The sequence below is a fragment of the Clostridium sp. J1101437_171009_A5 genome (assembly GCF_015547905.1).
In the GTDB taxonomy this organism is placed as follows: domain Bacteria; phylum Bacillota; class Clostridia; order Oscillospirales; family Oscillospiraceae; genus Pseudoflavonifractor_A; species Pseudoflavonifractor_A gallinarum.
In genome coordinates, this window is record NZ_JADMVY010000001.1 from 239,414 (window position 1) to 252,991 (window position 13,578).

A 13,578-nucleotide genomic window follows, 5' to 3' on the forward strand; every position below is an offset into this window, starting at 1 on the left:
TCACTCCTCCATCATATGGGCAAAGAGCTCGTTGAGCCGCTCGGTCCGCCCCTGCAAATAGAGCCAGCCGAAGAGGGCCTCCAGTCCGGTGGCACTCTGGTACTCGGCCCGGCTGGCCTTCTGGGGGACCGAGTGGGGGCTGGTGTTGCGTCCCCGGCGGTAGACGTCCCCCTCCTCCTCGCTGAGCAGGGGGAGGATCCGCTCCACCGCCTTGGCCTGGGCAGGGGCGGCCACATAGCGGACGGTGGCCTTGTGGAGGCCCCGGGCGCTGGCCTTGCCGTGCAGGCACAGCCAGGAGCGCACCATCACCTCAAAGACCGCGTCCCCCAGATGGGCCAGGCCCAGGTTGCTGATCCCGGCGATCTGGTCGCGGGAGGCATTCAAGTGAAAATAATCCATGGTCGTTCTCCTTTATACCACCTGGAACAGGTAGAATTTCAGGTAATTGGTCTCGGGTACATTCCACAGGATGGGATGGTCGGGCGACTGCTGGCGGGCCTCGATCTGCCGCAGCTGTACGCCCGCGTCCCGGGCCGCGCTGTGGAGCATCCGCACGAACCGCTCCTCATCCATGAAGTGGGAGCAGGAGCAGGTGGCCAGATAGCCGCCCCGGGGGAGCAGCTTCATGGCCCGGTAGTTGATCTCCTTATAGCCCCGTGCGGCGGCGTCAATGGTCTTGCGGCTCTTGGTGAAGGCGGGCGGGTCCAGGATGATGAAGTCGTAGAGATGGCCCCCCTTCTCCTCCAGAGCAGGCAGAAGGTCGAACACATTGGCCGCCGTAAAGTCCATGATCCCCTCCAGGCCGTTGCGCCGGGCATTCTCCCGGGCCATCTCCACCGCCAGCTCAGACACATCCACGGCGGTCACATGGGCCGCGCCCCCCTTGGCGGCGTTCAGGGCAAAGGAGCCGGTGTGGGTAAAGCAGTCCAGCACCCGCTTGCCCCGGGCCAGCCGGGCCACAGCCTGGCGGTTGTACTTCTGGTCCAGGAAAAAGCCGGTCTTCTGTCCGTTCTCCACGTCCACGGCGTACTCCACACCGTTTTCCACGATGGCGGTGCGGGGACTCTCCGGGACCGGGACTCCCTCCAGATGGAACCATCCCTTGTTCTCCGCCAGCCCCTCGTGGGCCCGGATGGCCACGTCGTTGCGCTCATAGATCCCCCGGATGGTCTGTCCGTCCTCGGTCAGCACTTTATAGATCAGGGGGAAGATCATCTCCTTGCGCAGCTCCATTCCCAGCGAGAGGGTCTGGGTCACCAGCAGGTCATGGAACCGGTCCACCGTGAGTCCGGGGAAGGAATCGGCCTCCCCGAAGATGATGCGGCAGCAGTCGGTATCCTCCCCCATGACCGTCTTGCGGTACTCCCAGGCGTAGCGCACCCGGCGCTCCCAGAAGGCCTCGTCAAACCGGTCGTTGGCATTGCGGGAGATGAGACGCACCCGGATCCGGGAGGTCTCGCTGAGAAATCCCGTGCCCAGGTAGCGGCCCTTTCCGCTCACCACATCCACCAGAGCGCCGTTCTCATACGCGCCCTCGATGGAGACGATCTCCCCGTCGTACACCCAGGGGTGTCCGCCCAGCAGGGCTCGCTCTCCCTTTGGCGTGATGGTCACTTTCGCATATCCGCGTTCCTGTTTCATGGTCCCAGTCTCCCTCTTGTATGGCTTGCGGCAGACCCGCATATATTGGTATCTCACAGGGGGCGCACCCGGCGCGCCTGTAACGATTTAGTATACCGCAAAACCACCGGAAACACAACCGCCCCCCTGAAAGGAGTATGCAAGGATGGATCTGCGCTATCCCTACACCCTTCCCCCACTCCCCTACGGCTATGACGAGCTGTGTCCCGCCATTGGGGAGGAGACCCTCTGCTTTCACCACGACAAGCACCTCCGCTCCTACGTGGAACAGCTCAACCGGGCGCTGGAGGACTGCGAGGCCGGCCGGAGCAAGACCCTGGAGGAGCTGCTCCGGGACCTGGACAGCCTGCCCGCCCAGGACCGTGCCCCGGTGGGCCGCAGCGCCGGCGGGGTGTACAACCACCTTCTGTATTTTGCCGGTCTCTCTCCCAGCGGTGGAGGAGAACCTTCCGGAGCACTGGCCGAGGCCATCCAGAGGGATTTCGGGTCCTTTTTCGCCTGGAAGCGGCAGATGGCGGAGACCGCGCGCACCCTCTTCGGCTCGGGCTACGCCTGGCTGGTCTCCGACCGGGAGGGCGCGCTGTCCCTCCTGGCCCTGCCCAACCAGGACTGCCCCCTCACTCTGGGCCTGCGCCCCCTGCTCTGTCTGGACGTGTGGGAACACGCCTACTATCTGGACGTGCGCAACCGCCGGGACGACTACGTGGAGCGCTGGTTCTCCCTGCTCGCCTGGCCCCTGGCCGAGGCCCGTTACACCGCCCCCTGGTAGCGCAAAAGCCCCCGGGACCTATGTGGTCCCGGGGGCTTCCATCAAGCCTCCGTGGGAGTGGGGACGATAAAGAGCATATCGTTTCCGCCCTCTTCCTCGGTGAAGGAGTCATACATGGTGAAGTTGTAGTAGAACCGCTCGGCGGGATAGATGCCGTAGCCGTCCTGGTTGTGGTCGGTGGTGTCGTAGGAATCGGCCACAATGATGACGTCGTCCTGGGTGGTCTCGGTCCCCATGGTGTCATAGCCGATGATGACCTGCCAGTGGCCGCCCCAGTCGTTCCAGGCCACCAGGATGGGCTTGCCCTCGCTCAGCCACTGCTGGAAGGTCTCCAGCGTGACCTCGCTGTACACATCCTCATAGTCCAGGCTGGTAATATATTCAAAACCGCCCACGCCGTCCAGAATATCCATGGCCTGCTTCAGAGTGGTGCCCGGATACCCTGCCATCTCGCCGGTGAGCTCATGGCGCAGCGCGGCCAGGCTCTCCTCATTCCAGTCGCCCAGCTTGCCGTAGTAGTCCATGGCCATCAGGATGGCGTCTACGCCGCAGCTCCACTCGCTGGTCTGCTGAATGGTCTTGAACTTGGGCAGGATGGTAAGGGTATCGGTGGATTCCATATTGTAGAAATCCGGATGCTTGAAGTAGGGGGAGTCCTCGTGATCTCCCGCCCGCTCGACGGAGTCGGCTCCGTCCTCGGGGGAGAGGTCCACGGCGTGTTCGATCTTCATCTCATCGCTGAAATTCTCCGCGGTCTGGGCCGCAGTCGGTTTGGCATCCGCAAGGGATGTCGTGTCCGCCCCGGAAGTCTGGGCCGCTCCCGCCGCGCAGCCGACCAGCGTGGTCAGCATCAGGGTGGAGGCCAGAGCCAGAGTGACAGGTTGTTTCATTTCTCGATCTCCTTTGTTGAGGGCATGTTGCCCTATTCCGATTTCACGCCAAATTCTGGACGCGATGGCTGTTATTATACGGCGTGTGCCGCCCCAGTGCAATGCACATTTTTTCCAAATTATGCTCCTCATTTTTGCATAATATTTCTATCAATATGAATAAAAAACAGACCAGGCAACGAGTCGCCCGGTCTGTCTCTTATTGTATCGAAGGCTTAGAAATTTCCCATCGCCTGGTCAAAATGGCTCTCGATCTGCTTGGTGAACTCCAGCGCGGAGTTGAAGCCCATCTTTTTGTGGCGGTTGTTCATGGCCGCCACCTCAATGATGACCGCCAGGTTACGGCCCGGCTTCACGGGAACGGTGATGGTGGGCACCTTGACGTCCAAAATGTCCACATAGAGCTCGTCCAGTCCCAGACGGTCATAGACCGCATCCTCGCGCCAGGGCTCCAGGTTGATGACCATGTCGATCTCGGTCTCTTCCTTAATGGCGATCATACCGAAGATGCGGCGCACATCCACCACGCCGATGCCCCGCAGCTCGATATAGTGGCGGATCAGCTCGGGAGCGGTGCCCATCAGGCTCTTGTTGTTGACCCGGCGGATCTCCACCGCATCGTCCGCGATCAGACGGTGGCCGCGCTTGACCAGCTCAATGGCGGTCTCACTCTTGCCCACGCCCGAGTCGCCCAGCAGCAGCACGCCCTCGCCGTAGACCTCCACCAGTACGCCGTGGCGGGTGATCCGGGGGGCCAGATGGTTATGCAGGGACGTGACGATGGCGCTGATGAGTACCGACGTGGTCTCATTGCTGCGCAGCACGGTGCGGTTGTATTTCTCCGCCATCTCCATGCACTCGGGGAAGGGCTCCATCCCGCGGGCGATGATGAACGCCGGAATCTCGCTCTGGAAGAGGGTTTCAAAGCGGATGCTCCGCTCCTCCGAGGTGATGCCGTCCAGATAGGTGCTCTCTACCAGGCCGATCACCTGGATGCGCTGGGCATCAAAGTAATCAAAAAATCCCGTCAGCTGAAGACCGGGGCGGTTGATATCCTCCGTGGAGATGGGAAGATCGCGGTACCCCTCCGCACCCCGCAATACCTCCAGATTGAATTCATCAATGAGACTACCTAGCTTGACGCTCAACGGCGTAGACATGGCTGGTCCCTCCCTGCTCGTGTAATGAGTCGCGCGTGTCTTAATATGGGATTAGTATACCACGTCTTCCAGCCCTTTGGCAACTCTCCCACAAGATGAGATCGAGTTTTTTTAAATTCCCTCTTGCATTTTCTCCTCTTTTCTGCTATTATATCGTTCGATGCTTTAAGAAGCGTGATATCTGCAAGCGAGGAGGTTTAAGCGAATGGCTAAATGTGAATTCTGCGACAAGGGCGTTGTGTTCGGTATCCAGGTCTCCCACTCTCACCGCCGCTCCAATCGTCCCTGGAAGCCCAACGTGAAGCGCGTCAAGGCGGTTGTCAATGGTACGCCCAAGCACGTCTATGTGTGCACCAGATGCCTCCGTTCGGGTAAGGTCACCCGCGCTGTGTAATTTGATTACCACAGAAAAGAAGATCATGAGTCTGTACCGTTTCGGTACAGACTCATTTCTTTTTTCCACGCCAAAACGGGGCCGGATCCGCTCTTTGGAGCGGTCCGGCCCGTTTTCCGATTCGGTTATGCCTTGCCCAGGGCGGTGTTTTTCTTCCAGGCGGCCTCCACTGCATCCAGCACCGCGCCGCGGAAGCCATGCCGCTCCAGCGCCGCCACCCCCTCAATGGTGGAGCCGCCGGGCGAGCACACCGCATCCTTGAGGGCGCCCGGATGCTCCCCGCTCTCCAGCACCAGCGCCGCCGCGCCCAACATGGTCTGGGCCGCAAACACCATGGCCTGCTTCCGGGGCAGGCCCGCCAGCACGCCGCCGTCGGCCATGGCCTCCAGGAAGGGATAGACAAAGGCCGGTCCGCATCCGGCCACCGCCGAGAAGGCGTCCATCAGCCGCTCCTCCAGCCGCTCGATCCGGCCGGACCCGGCCAGGATGGTCTCCACCGCCGCCAGGTGCTCCTCCGCCACGCCGGGGGCGGCGCACAGCGCGGTCATCCCCTTTCCGATGGCGCTGGGGGTGTTGGGCATGATACGCAGGATGGGGACCCCTTCCGGGGCCCAGGAGGCCAGAGTCTCGGTAGTGAGTCCGGCGGCCATGGATACCAGCACCTGCCCCTGGGTGAGGACCGGGGCGATCTCCTCCAGCAGCTGGCGCACCATGTGGGGCTTGACGCCCAGGAAGAGATAGCGGGCGCTCTCCGCCGCCACCCGGTTGTCCTCCGCCACGGAGCAGCCGGTCTCATCCGCCAGGGCCTGGGCCTTGGCCCGGGTCCGGTTGGAGAGGATCACTTCTTCCGCCCCCACCGACCGGCAGGCCGCCCGCACCAGCGCACCGCCCATATTTCCCGTTCCCAAAAATGCTGCCTGCTTCATCCTGCAAGACCTCGCTTTCTTTTTTTGACCAGTTTACCACACCGTCCCCGTTCCGGCAATGCTTTCCAATCTTTGTTCAAGCAGTAAACAGCCCCGGCATAGCCCATACCCCCTGCCTTTCGCTGCCCGCTGGCCCCTCTCCCCTGTTTTTCCCGGGAGGACTGCAATCCGTCCAGTTTTTATTTTACATTTTCCGAGAATTATAGTATAATAGTTGTGCTCTTCTGTCAGAAGAGCACAATCTGTGTTTTGATTTGAATGAGTAATAGGAGTGTTGCAACATGAGCCGGATGGTCGGCACCATTTCCAGGGGCGTCCGGGCCCCCATTATCCGCAGCGGAGATGATCTCTCCCAGATCGTGCCCGCATCCGTCCTGGAGGCCGCCGCGGAGGACGGTTTTTCCGTCCGTGACCGGGACATCATCGCGATGACGGAGGCCATTGTGGCCCGCGCCCAGGGCAACTACGCCTCGGTGGACCACATTGCCGCTGACGTGCGCGCCAAGCTGGGCGGCGAGACCATCGGCGTCATCTTCCCCATCCTCAGCCGCAACCGCTTTGCCATCTGCCTGCGCGGCATCGCCAAGGGCGCCAAGAAGGTGGTGCTGATGCTGAGCTATCCCTCTGACGAGGTGGGCAACCATCTCATCGATGTGGACGTGATGGATGAGAAGGGCATCGATCCCTACCAGGACGTGCTCACCCTGGAGCGGTACCGGGAGCTGTTCGGGTACACCACCCACCCCTTCACCGGCGTGGACTATGTGGCCTACTACGCCGACCTCATCCGGGAGAGCGGCGCCGAGGTGGAGATCATCTTCGCCAACGATCCCCGCGCCATCCTCAAGTACACCAAGAACGTCCTGGCCTGTGACATCCACACCCGCAAGCGCACCAAGCGCCTGCTCAAGGCGGCGGGCGCCGAGCGGGTCTTTGGTCTGGACGACATCCTGACCGCCCCTGTGGACGGCAGCGGCTACAACGAGAAGTATGGTCTGCTGGGCTCCAACAAGTCCACCGAGGAGACGGTGAAGCTCTTCCCCCGGGAGTGCCAGGACCTGGTTGAGTCCATCCAGAAGATCATGCTGGAGAAGACCGGCAAGCACGTGGAGGTCATGGTCTACGGCGACGGCGCCTTCAAGGACCCTGTGGGCAAGATCTGGGAGCTGGCCGACCCGGTGGTCTCCCCCGCCTACACCGCCGGTCTGGAGGGCACCCCCAATGAGCTCAAGCTCAAGTACCTGGCCGACAACGACTTTGCCGACCTGTCCGGCGAGGCCCTACGGGACGCCATCAAGGCGGAGATCCAGAAGAAGGACGGCAGCCTGGTGGGCAAGATGGTCTCCGAGGGCACCACTCCCCGCCGTCTCACCGACCTGATCGGCTCTCTGTGCGATCTGACCTCCGGTTCCGGCGATAAGGGCACCCCCATCGTCTACATCCAGGGTTACTTCGACAACTATACCACCGAATAACCGCAGAACAAAAAGGCCCCCGCGGCAAAACCGCAGGGGCCTTTTCTCCATTTGCTCAGCGGATGAAGTTGGTCCGCGCCTCCCGCTCGGCGGCCGGGGGCTCCACGCCCTGGGCCCGGCCCAGCTCGATGCAGCGCAGCAGCCAGGCCATATTCCGCCCCAGATTGCGCATGATCTGAAGTCCTTCCCGGTCCTGCTGCACCTCTTCCGGCCGGGTTCCATGGACCATGGGCCAGTAGGTAGAGGAGACCACCGGCATCTGGGAGATGGTGAAGTACTTGGTCAGCTGGTCCAGCGAGGCCGTCGTGCCCGCCCGCCGGGCCGAGACCACCGCCGCAGCGGGCTTGTGGGCAAAGCACTTTCCAGCATAGAAGGCCCGGTCCAGAAAGCTGGTGAGCGCGCCGTTGGCCGAGGCATAATAGACCGGGGAGCCGACGATCAGGCCGTCCGCCCCTTCCATCTTCTCCAAAAAGGAATTGACCTCTCCGCCGGGGAGAACACATCCCTTTCCGGCGGCGCACCCGCCGCAGCCGGCACAGCCGTGGATGGCCTGCGTCCCGATCCAGAAGATCTCGGTCTCCACGCCGCACTGCTCCAGCATATCGGCCGCCTCCCGCAGCGCTGTATAGGTACACCCTTTTTCGTGGGGGCTTCCGTTGAGCAACAATACCTTCATATTCGCTTCCTCCTGTTCTGATGGGGCGGTGGGATGGCATCCTCCTCCGCCTCCCTCCTATTATATATATGGAGGGGGACACATTGAGACCACTCCCTCCCATCGTCTGCTCCCATTATACCGCACTTTCCCGCTTCCGTACAAATCCAATCCCGGAGGTATTCCACTTATGCCCGACGATATTGTCACATCCATTCAAAAGATGCACCAGGGTATGGTCACCTTTACCGCGGAGGAACTCCTCCAGATCTATGAGACCGCCCGCTCCACCGATCTGGAGGCCCTCCGCTCCGCCGCCCGGACCCTCTATCCCGACCGGAAGGACGACCGGGGCCTCCCCCCCATCGCCGTCTGGGAGGGGGGTGGACGTGCCTTCCCCTATGGTCCCCACGGGGATTACTGCCGCCCCGCCTTTACCATCACCAGCCCCCTGTGCCGGATGCTGGGGATCATGGAGGACGGGACCCCGCACTTCTATTGATCCGGGCCTCTCAAAAAGGAAAAAACTTTTCCTTGACAAGTCTATCCCGCCGTGCTATACTAAGCAAGTATTCAAATGTAGTAATTGATCGGCGCCTATGGAGTCAATTTTTCATTTTGACTTCATAGGCGCCGTTTTTTTGCTCAGTTATCCTGCTGGAAAGGAGGTATGTTCCATGCAAGGTACTGTCAAATGGTTTAACGATGAGAAGGGCTTCGGCTTTCTCTCCAACGACGGCGGCGGGGAAGATGTGTTTGTGCATTTTTCCGCCATCCAGACCGAGGGTTTCAAATCCCTGACTGAGGGCCAGAAAGTCACATTCGAGGTCGAGCGGGATCCACGGGATTCCCACAAACTGCGCGCAGCCCGCGTCTCCCTGGTGTAAGGGAGTGCACTTACACCGAACCCATTGAAATTTTTTATATTTAAAAGAGGTATGTTTTATGTTCCAAGACAAGATGATCGTTTGCAAAGATTGTGGCCAGGAGTTCACCTTTACCGCCGGTGAGCAGGAATTTTTCGCAGAGCGCGGCTTCCAGAACGAGCCCCAGCGCTGCAAGTCCTGCCGTGATACCCGCAAGGGCGGCGGCGGTTCCAGCAGCCGGGACAGCCGTCCCGCCCGCCAGATGTATGATGCCGTTTGTGCCTCCTGCGGCGTCTCCTGCAAGGTGCCCTTCGAGCCCCGCAATGACCGCCCGGTCTACTGCAGCGATTGTTTCCGCCGCTGATCCCAGATGCCGCGCACCCGAATCGGGTGCGCGGCATTTTTTGTGCATGGGATTGGAGATTCTTTTCACGGTTGTAAGCTCCCCGCTCTGGATATACTAGCGATGAGGTGATTTGATTATGAGACCATCCTTTTCGCCCGACGCGGCCTTCCAGAGCTGTCTGCAATCCCATCCTTCCGCCGCGCGCTTCTATCAGAATTGTTCTCCCCAGCAGAAGCAGGCTATCCTGAATCAGCTCCACCAGCTCAGCACACCCCAGCAGGTGCGCTCCTTCGCGGCCCATCTGCCCAGCGCGGCACTCTGAGCACGTTTCCTCTCTCCCGCCCCGCGGACATTGGTCTGCGGGGCGGATCGTTTGTCCCGGCGTATTGACTTTTCTCCCCCGCCCTCCTATAATCATTACATGTCAATAATTGATATATCAACAAAGGAGGTATCCCGATGGAATATGCCGTCCATGTTCTGCTGGCCCGCACCACCCACGCCGTGCAGAACCATCTTCGGCCTCACCTGAGTAAGCTGGGCCTCTCCCTGGGTCAACCCAAGATCCTGCGCTGTCTGGTCCATCTGGGCCCCTGCTCTCAGCGGATGCTGGCCGACTGCTGTGAGGTGGACCCCTCCGCCATCTGCCGCATCCTGGATACATTGGAGCGGGATGGCTTTCTGACGCGCCGTCCCTCTCAGACCGACCGGCGCACCGGCGAGGTCTCCATCACCGACAAGGGCCGGGAGGCCTTTGCCGCCTGGGAGGACCAGTGTCAGACACTGGAGGATCAGATGCTGCACGACTTCTCCCCGGAGGAGCGCGCCCAGCTCCGGGACTTTCTCACCCGCGCCTACCGAAACGTGGGCGGACGCCTGCTGTGAGTGGGGGAGGAATGCGGTATGAAAGACTTGAAGCATATTTTTTCCTATCTGAAACCCTATCGCCGGGATCTCTTTCTGGCCATCTTTCTGGTCTTTGTGGAGTGCGTCTTTGAGATGCTTATCCCCCTGCTCATGACCGACATGGTGGACATCGGAGTGGCCAACCACGACATTGCCTTTCTTCTCCAACAGGGCGGAAAAATGGTGCTCTGCGCCGTCCTAGCCCTGGTGACCGGTCTGCTCTACGCCCGCTATGCCGCCCGGGCGGCCTATGGCTTCGGCGCGGAGCTGCGCCAGGCGGAGTACCGCCGGCTCCAGGACTACGCCTTCTCCAACCTGGACCGCTTCTCCACTCCCTCCCTGGTCACCCGCATGACCACCGATGTCACAGTCATGCAGAATGCGGTGAACGCCGGCCTGCGCCCCCTGGTCCGCAGCCCGGTCATGCTCTTTATGGGAATCGGTCTGGCCTTTTTCCTCAACCCGAGCCTGGCCCTGGTCTTTGTGCTCACCGCCCCCATTCTGGGCATCATTCTGGCTCTCATCGTACACAAGGTCAGCCCCCTCTACCGCCAGCAGCAGCAGGCGGTGGACCATGTCAACGGCCGCCTGCAGGAGAGTTTCACCGCCATCCGGGCCATCAAGGCCTTTGTCCGGGGCAGCTATGAGACCGAACAATTTTCCAAGGTCAACGATGAGCTGACCGACGCCAGCCGGGACACCTTCCGCCACGCGGTCCTCAACCTGCCCGCCTTTCAGGCGGTGATGTACACCGCCATCGTGCTCATCCTCTGGCAGGGCGGGAAGCAGATGCTGGTGGGCGGAATGCTGGTAGGCGATCTGACCGCCTTCCTGAGCTATGTGCTCCAGGTGATGAACTCCCTGATGATGATCTCCAACGTATTTCTCCTCCTCACCCGCTCCCTGGCCAGCGCCCGGCGCATCCGGGAGGTACTGGAGGAGGTCCCCGCGCTCACCGACGCCGCCGCTCCGGTGGGGCCGGTCCCCAATGGGGAGATCGATTTTGAGGATGTGTCCTTTCAGTATGTGCAGGGCGCGCAGACCTATGCCCTCTCCCATGTAAACCTCCACATCCCGGCCGGGGCCACGGTGGGCATCCTGGGCGGTACCGGAGCGGCCAAGACCACACTGGTCCAGCTCATTCCCCGCCTCTATGACGCCACCCTAGGCACCGTCCGGGTGGGCGGACACGATGTGCGGGACTATGACCTGGGTACGCTCCGGGACGCGGTGGGCATCGTTCTGCAAAAAAACGTCCTCTTTTCGGGCACCATCCGGGACAATCTGCGCTGGGGCGACCCGGATGCCGACGACGATACCCTCTGGCAGGCCTGCCGCATGGCCTGCGCGGACGAGTTCCTCTCCCGGATGCCCGACGGACTGGACACCGATCTGGGACAGGGCGGCGTCAATGTCTCGGGCGGGCAGAAGCAGCGCCTGTGCATCGCCCGCACCCTCCTCAAGCGGCCCAAGGTCCTGATTTTTGATGACTCCACCAGCGCGGTGGACACCGCCACTGAGGCCAGCATCCGCCGAGCCCTCTCCTCCCTCTCCGATGTGACCAAGATCATCATCGCCCAGCGCGTCACCTCCGTGATGCAGGCCGATCAGATCATTCTCCTGGAGGACGGCAGGGTCCACGCTGTGGGCACCCACGATCAACTTTTGCGGAGCGATCCCATCTACCAAGAGATCTATGCTTCCCAGATGAAAGGAGGTCAGAACGATGGCCAAGCCCTTTAACGGAAAACGCCCCCAGGACCTGGGGCAGACCCTGCGCACCTTCCTCTCCTATCTGGGCCGGCACCGGGTGCTGCTCATCCTGGTGGGGATCCTGGCCGCGGTCAGCGCCTCTGCCAGTCTCCTGGGCACCTATATGATCAAACCCATCGTCAACCAGGTCATGGAAGAGGGCAGCCTCTCCGGTCTGGCCGTGGGGGTGGCCATCGCCGCCGCCATCTATGCTACCGGGGCCCTGTCCACACTGGGCTACACACAGATCATGGTCCGGGCGGCCCAGAAGGTCCTCAGCGACATCCGCCGGGATCTCTTCGCCCATCTCCAGACCCTCTCTCTGCGCTTTTTTGACAGCCAGCGCAAGGGGGAGCTGATGAGCCTGTTCACCAACGACGTGGATACCATCTCCGATGCCCTGAACAACAGCTTTGCCATGCTGATCCAGAGCTTTATTCAGGTGGTGGGCACGCTGGCCCTTCTCTTCCTCCTCAACTGGCGGCTCTCCCTGATCGTGGTGGTGGGCTACGGCGGAATGTTCCTCTACATCCGGTACAGCGGCCAGCGGAGCAAATACTACTTCAAGCGGCAGCAGGAATACCTGGGCGAGCTGGACGCCTACATCGAGGAGATGGTGGCCGGACAGAAGGTGGTCAAGGTCTTCCGCCATGAGGAGGCCAACCTCCAGGGCTTCCTGGAACGCAACGAAAACCTGCGCCGGGCGGGGACCAGTGCCCAGAGCTTTGCCGGTACCATGATCCCCGCAGTGGTCAGCATCTCCTATATCAATTACGCCGTCATCGCCGTTCTGGGCGGGATCATGGTGATCCTGGGCTGGTCGGATGTGGGCAGCCTGGCCAGCTATCTGGTCTTTGTCCGTCAGTCCGCCATGCCCATCAACCAGTTTACCCAGCAGGGGAATTTCCTCCTGGCCGCCCTGGCCGGAGCGGAGCGCATCTTCGCCGTCATGAAGGAGGAGCCGGAGATCGACCAGGGCTCTGTGGAGCTGGTCCGCACGGAAGGAGGTCTTTCCCCGTGGGCCTGGCGGGACCCGGCCCAGCCCGGTGCGCCCGACGTGCCCCTCCGGGGGGATGTGCGCTTTGACCATGTGCAGTTTGGATATGAGCCGCGGCAGACCATCCTCCACGACCTCTCCCTCTACGCCAAGCCGGGTCAGAAGATCGCCTTTGTGGGCTCCACCGGCGCGGGCAAGACCACCATTACCAACCTCATCAACCGATTTTATGAGGTGAGCGGCGGCACCATCACCTACGATGGGATCGACGTCCGGCGCATCCGCAAGGACCACCTGCGCCGCAGCCTGGGTATGGTCCTCCAGGACACCCACCTCTTCACCGGCACCATCGCGGACAACATCCGCTTCGGCAAGCTGGATGCTACGCAGGAGGAGATCGAACGGGCTGCCGTCATCGCCAACGCCGACTCCTTCATCCGACGGCTCCCCCAGGGGTACGATACGCTGGTCACCGGGGACGGCGCCAACCTCTCCCAGGGCCAGCGGCAGCTTCTGGCCATTGCCCGGGCGGCGGTGGCCGATCCCCCGGTGCTCATTCTGGACGAGGCCACCTCCTCCATCGACACCCGCACTGAGTCCCTCATCGAGCAGGGAATGGACCGGCTGATGGAGGGCCGCACCGTCTTTGTCATCGCCCACCGCCTCTCCACCGTGCGCAATGCCGACGCCATCCTGGTTCTGGAGCAGGGCCGGGTGGTGGAGCGGGGCAGCCACGCCGAACTGCTGGCGCAAAAGGGCGTCTACTACCAGCTCTATCACGGCATGTTCGAGCTCTCCTGA

The 13,578-nt window shown here is 61.6% G+C and carries 15 protein-coding genes and 1 pseudogene; 10 read left to right on the forward strand and 6 right to left on the reverse strand.

All coding sequences use genetic code 11. The features are described from left to right. Together I2C21_RS01300 and I2C21_RS01305 are read right to left on the reverse strand one after the other, a co-directional pair. Positions 1-399, reverse strand: coding sequence for a Mini-ribonuclease 3 (locus tag I2C21_RS01300; protein ID WP_195278302.1), 399 nt, complete (start codon positions 397-399; stop codon positions 1-3). Between the two features lie 12 nt (positions 400-411). Beyond that, positions 412-1,641: a class I SAM-dependent rRNA methyltransferase gene (locus I2C21_RS01305; protein ID WP_195278303.1), complete on the reverse strand. Its 1,230-nt coding sequence runs from the start codon at positions 1,639-1,641 to the stop codon at positions 412-414. A 145-nt stretch (positions 1,642-1,786) separates the two neighbouring features. Here I2C21_RS01305 and I2C21_RS01310 point away from each other — a divergent pair, with 145 nt between their 5' ends. Continuing rightward, the gene (locus I2C21_RS01310; protein ID WP_195278304.1) at positions 1,787-2,410 is read left to right on the forward strand and encodes a superoxide dismutase; all 624 of its coding nucleotides are present in this window, start codon (positions 1,787-1,789) and stop codon (positions 2,408-2,410) included. Positions 2,411-2,451: 41 nt separating this feature from the next. On the opposite strand, the gene I2C21_RS01315 is transcribed toward I2C21_RS01310, so the two are convergent. Then, a complete protein-coding gene (locus I2C21_RS01315; RefSeq protein ID WP_186962795.1) occupies positions 2,452-3,300 on the reverse strand; it encodes a C39 family peptidase in 849 nt (282 codons plus the stop codon). Positions 3,301-3,515: 215 nt separating this feature from the next. Continuing rightward, positions 3,516-4,460: an HPr(Ser) kinase/phosphatase gene (gene hprK, locus I2C21_RS01320; RefSeq protein WP_101693493.1), complete on the reverse strand. Its 945-nt coding sequence runs from the start codon at positions 4,458-4,460 to the stop codon at positions 3,516-3,518. Between the two features lie 205 nt (positions 4,461-4,665). Here hprK and rpmB point away from each other — a divergent pair, with 205 nt between their 5' ends. Beyond that, on the forward strand, positions 4,666-4,854 hold the full coding sequence (gene rpmB, locus I2C21_RS01325; RefSeq protein ID WP_101693494.1) for a 50S ribosomal protein L28: 189 nt from the start codon (positions 4,666-4,668) through the stop codon (positions 4,852-4,854). 125 nt (positions 4,855-4,979) lie between these two features. On the opposite strand, the pseudogene proC reads toward rpmB, so the two are convergent. Continuing rightward, positions 4,980-5,792, reverse strand: a pseudogene (gene proC, locus I2C21_RS01330) (pyrroline-5-carboxylate reductase); the annotation flags it as partial. Between the two features lie 269 nt (positions 5,793-6,061). Between proC and I2C21_RS01335 the strand changes: the two are divergent. Next, positions 6,062-7,255, forward strand: coding sequence for a coenzyme F420-0:L-glutamate ligase (locus I2C21_RS01335; RefSeq protein WP_101693498.1), 1,194 nt, complete (start codon positions 6,062-6,064; stop codon positions 7,253-7,255). Positions 7,256-7,310: 55 nt separating this feature from the next. Here I2C21_RS01335 and I2C21_RS01340 read toward each other — a convergent pair whose 3' ends face one another. Next, positions 7,311-7,931 (reverse strand): flavodoxin family protein, encoded by a 621-nt coding sequence (locus I2C21_RS01340; protein ID WP_195278306.1) that lies wholly within the window; start codon positions 7,929-7,931, stop codon positions 7,311-7,313. Between the two features lie 169 nt (positions 7,932-8,100). On the opposite strand from I2C21_RS01340, the gene I2C21_RS01345 reads away from it, so the two are divergent. From I2C21_RS01345 to I2C21_RS01375, 7 genes are all read left to right on the forward strand, one after another. Further along, positions 8,101-8,412 (forward strand): hypothetical protein, encoded by a 312-nt coding sequence (locus I2C21_RS01345; RefSeq protein WP_193537639.1) that lies wholly within the window; start codon positions 8,101-8,103, stop codon positions 8,410-8,412. A gap of 175 nt (positions 8,413-8,587) precedes the next feature. Next, positions 8,588-8,797: a cold-shock protein gene (locus I2C21_RS01350; protein WP_186962800.1), complete on the forward strand. Its 210-nt coding sequence runs from the start codon at positions 8,588-8,590 to the stop codon at positions 8,795-8,797. A gap of 58 nt (positions 8,798-8,855) precedes the next feature. Then, positions 8,856-9,140 (forward strand): zinc-ribbon domain containing protein, encoded by a 285-nt coding sequence (locus I2C21_RS01355; RefSeq protein ID WP_101693502.1) that lies wholly within the window; start codon positions 8,856-8,858, stop codon positions 9,138-9,140. A 118-nt stretch (positions 9,141-9,258) separates the two neighbouring features. After that, positions 9,259-9,444: a hypothetical protein gene (locus I2C21_RS01360; RefSeq protein ID WP_101693503.1), complete on the forward strand. Its 186-nt coding sequence runs from the start codon at positions 9,259-9,261 to the stop codon at positions 9,442-9,444. Positions 9,445-9,581: 137 nt separating this feature from the next. Then, positions 9,582-10,007 carry a MarR family winged helix-turn-helix transcriptional regulator gene (locus tag I2C21_RS01365; RefSeq protein ID WP_101693504.1) on the forward strand — a complete coding sequence of 142 codons (426 nt, stop codon included), beginning with the start codon at positions 9,582-9,584 and terminating at the stop codon, positions 10,005-10,007. Positions 10,008-10,025: 18 nt separating this feature from the next. Beyond that, the gene (locus I2C21_RS01370; RefSeq protein WP_195278307.1) at positions 10,026-11,771 is read left to right on the forward strand and encodes an ABC transporter ATP-binding protein; all 1,746 of its coding nucleotides are present in this window, start codon (positions 10,026-10,028) and stop codon (positions 11,769-11,771) included. Beyond that, positions 11,755-13,578, forward strand: coding sequence for an ABC transporter ATP-binding protein (locus I2C21_RS01375; protein WP_195278308.1), 1,824 nt, complete (start codon positions 11,755-11,757; stop codon positions 13,576-13,578). The genes I2C21_RS01370 and I2C21_RS01375 overlap by 17 nt, the downstream gene beginning before the upstream one ends.

What these genes read in the sequence shown, in the direction of transcription:
- I2C21_RS01335 (WP_101693498.1), top strand. Translation starts at nt 6,062, where the DNA reads ATGAGCCGGATGGTCGGCACCATTTCCAGGGGCGTCCGGGCCCCCATT.
- I2C21_RS01300 (WP_195278302.1), bottom strand. Translation starts at nt 399, where the DNA reads ATGGATTATTTTCACTTGAATGCCTCCCGCGACCAGATCGCCGGGATC.
- I2C21_RS01350 (WP_186962800.1), top strand. Translation starts at nt 8,588, where the DNA reads ATGCAAGGTACTGTCAAATGGTTTAACGATGAGAAGGGCTTCGGCTTT.
- I2C21_RS01315 (WP_186962795.1), bottom strand. Translation starts at nt 3,300, where the DNA reads ATGAAACAACCTGTCACTCTGGCTCTGGCCTCCACCCTGATGCTGACC.
- I2C21_RS01340 (WP_195278306.1), bottom strand. Translation starts at nt 7,931, where the DNA reads ATGAAGGTATTGTTGCTCAACGGAAGCCCCCACGAAAAAGGGTGTACC.
- I2C21_RS01305 (WP_195278303.1), bottom strand. Translation starts at nt 1,641, where the DNA reads ATGAAACAGGAACGCGGATATGCGAAAGTGACCATCACGCCAAAGGGA.
- I2C21_RS01370 (WP_195278307.1), top strand. Translation starts at nt 10,026, where the DNA reads ATGAAAGACTTGAAGCATATTTTTTCCTATCTGAAACCCTATCGCCGG.
- rpmB (WP_101693494.1), top strand. Translation starts at nt 4,666, where the DNA reads ATGGCTAAATGTGAATTCTGCGACAAGGGCGTTGTGTTCGGTATCCAG.
- I2C21_RS01365 (WP_101693504.1), top strand. Translation starts at nt 9,582, where the DNA reads ATGGAATATGCCGTCCATGTTCTGCTGGCCCGCACCACCCACGCCGTG.
- hprK (WP_101693493.1), bottom strand. Translation starts at nt 4,460, where the DNA reads ATGTCTACGCCGTTGAGCGTCAAGCTAGGTAGTCTCATTGATGAATTC.
- I2C21_RS01360 (WP_101693503.1), top strand. Translation starts at nt 9,259, where the DNA reads ATGAGACCATCCTTTTCGCCCGACGCGGCCTTCCAGAGCTGTCTGCAA.
- I2C21_RS01355 (WP_101693502.1), top strand. Translation starts at nt 8,856, where the DNA reads ATGTTCCAAGACAAGATGATCGTTTGCAAAGATTGTGGCCAGGAGTTC.
- I2C21_RS01310 (WP_195278304.1), top strand. Translation starts at nt 1,787, where the DNA reads ATGGATCTGCGCTATCCCTACACCCTTCCCCCACTCCCCTACGGCTAT.
- I2C21_RS01375 (WP_195278308.1), top strand. Translation starts at nt 11,755, where the DNA reads ATGGCCAAGCCCTTTAACGGAAAACGCCCCCAGGACCTGGGGCAGACC.
- I2C21_RS01345 (WP_193537639.1), top strand. Translation starts at nt 8,101, where the DNA reads ATGCCCGACGATATTGTCACATCCATTCAAAAGATGCACCAGGGTATG.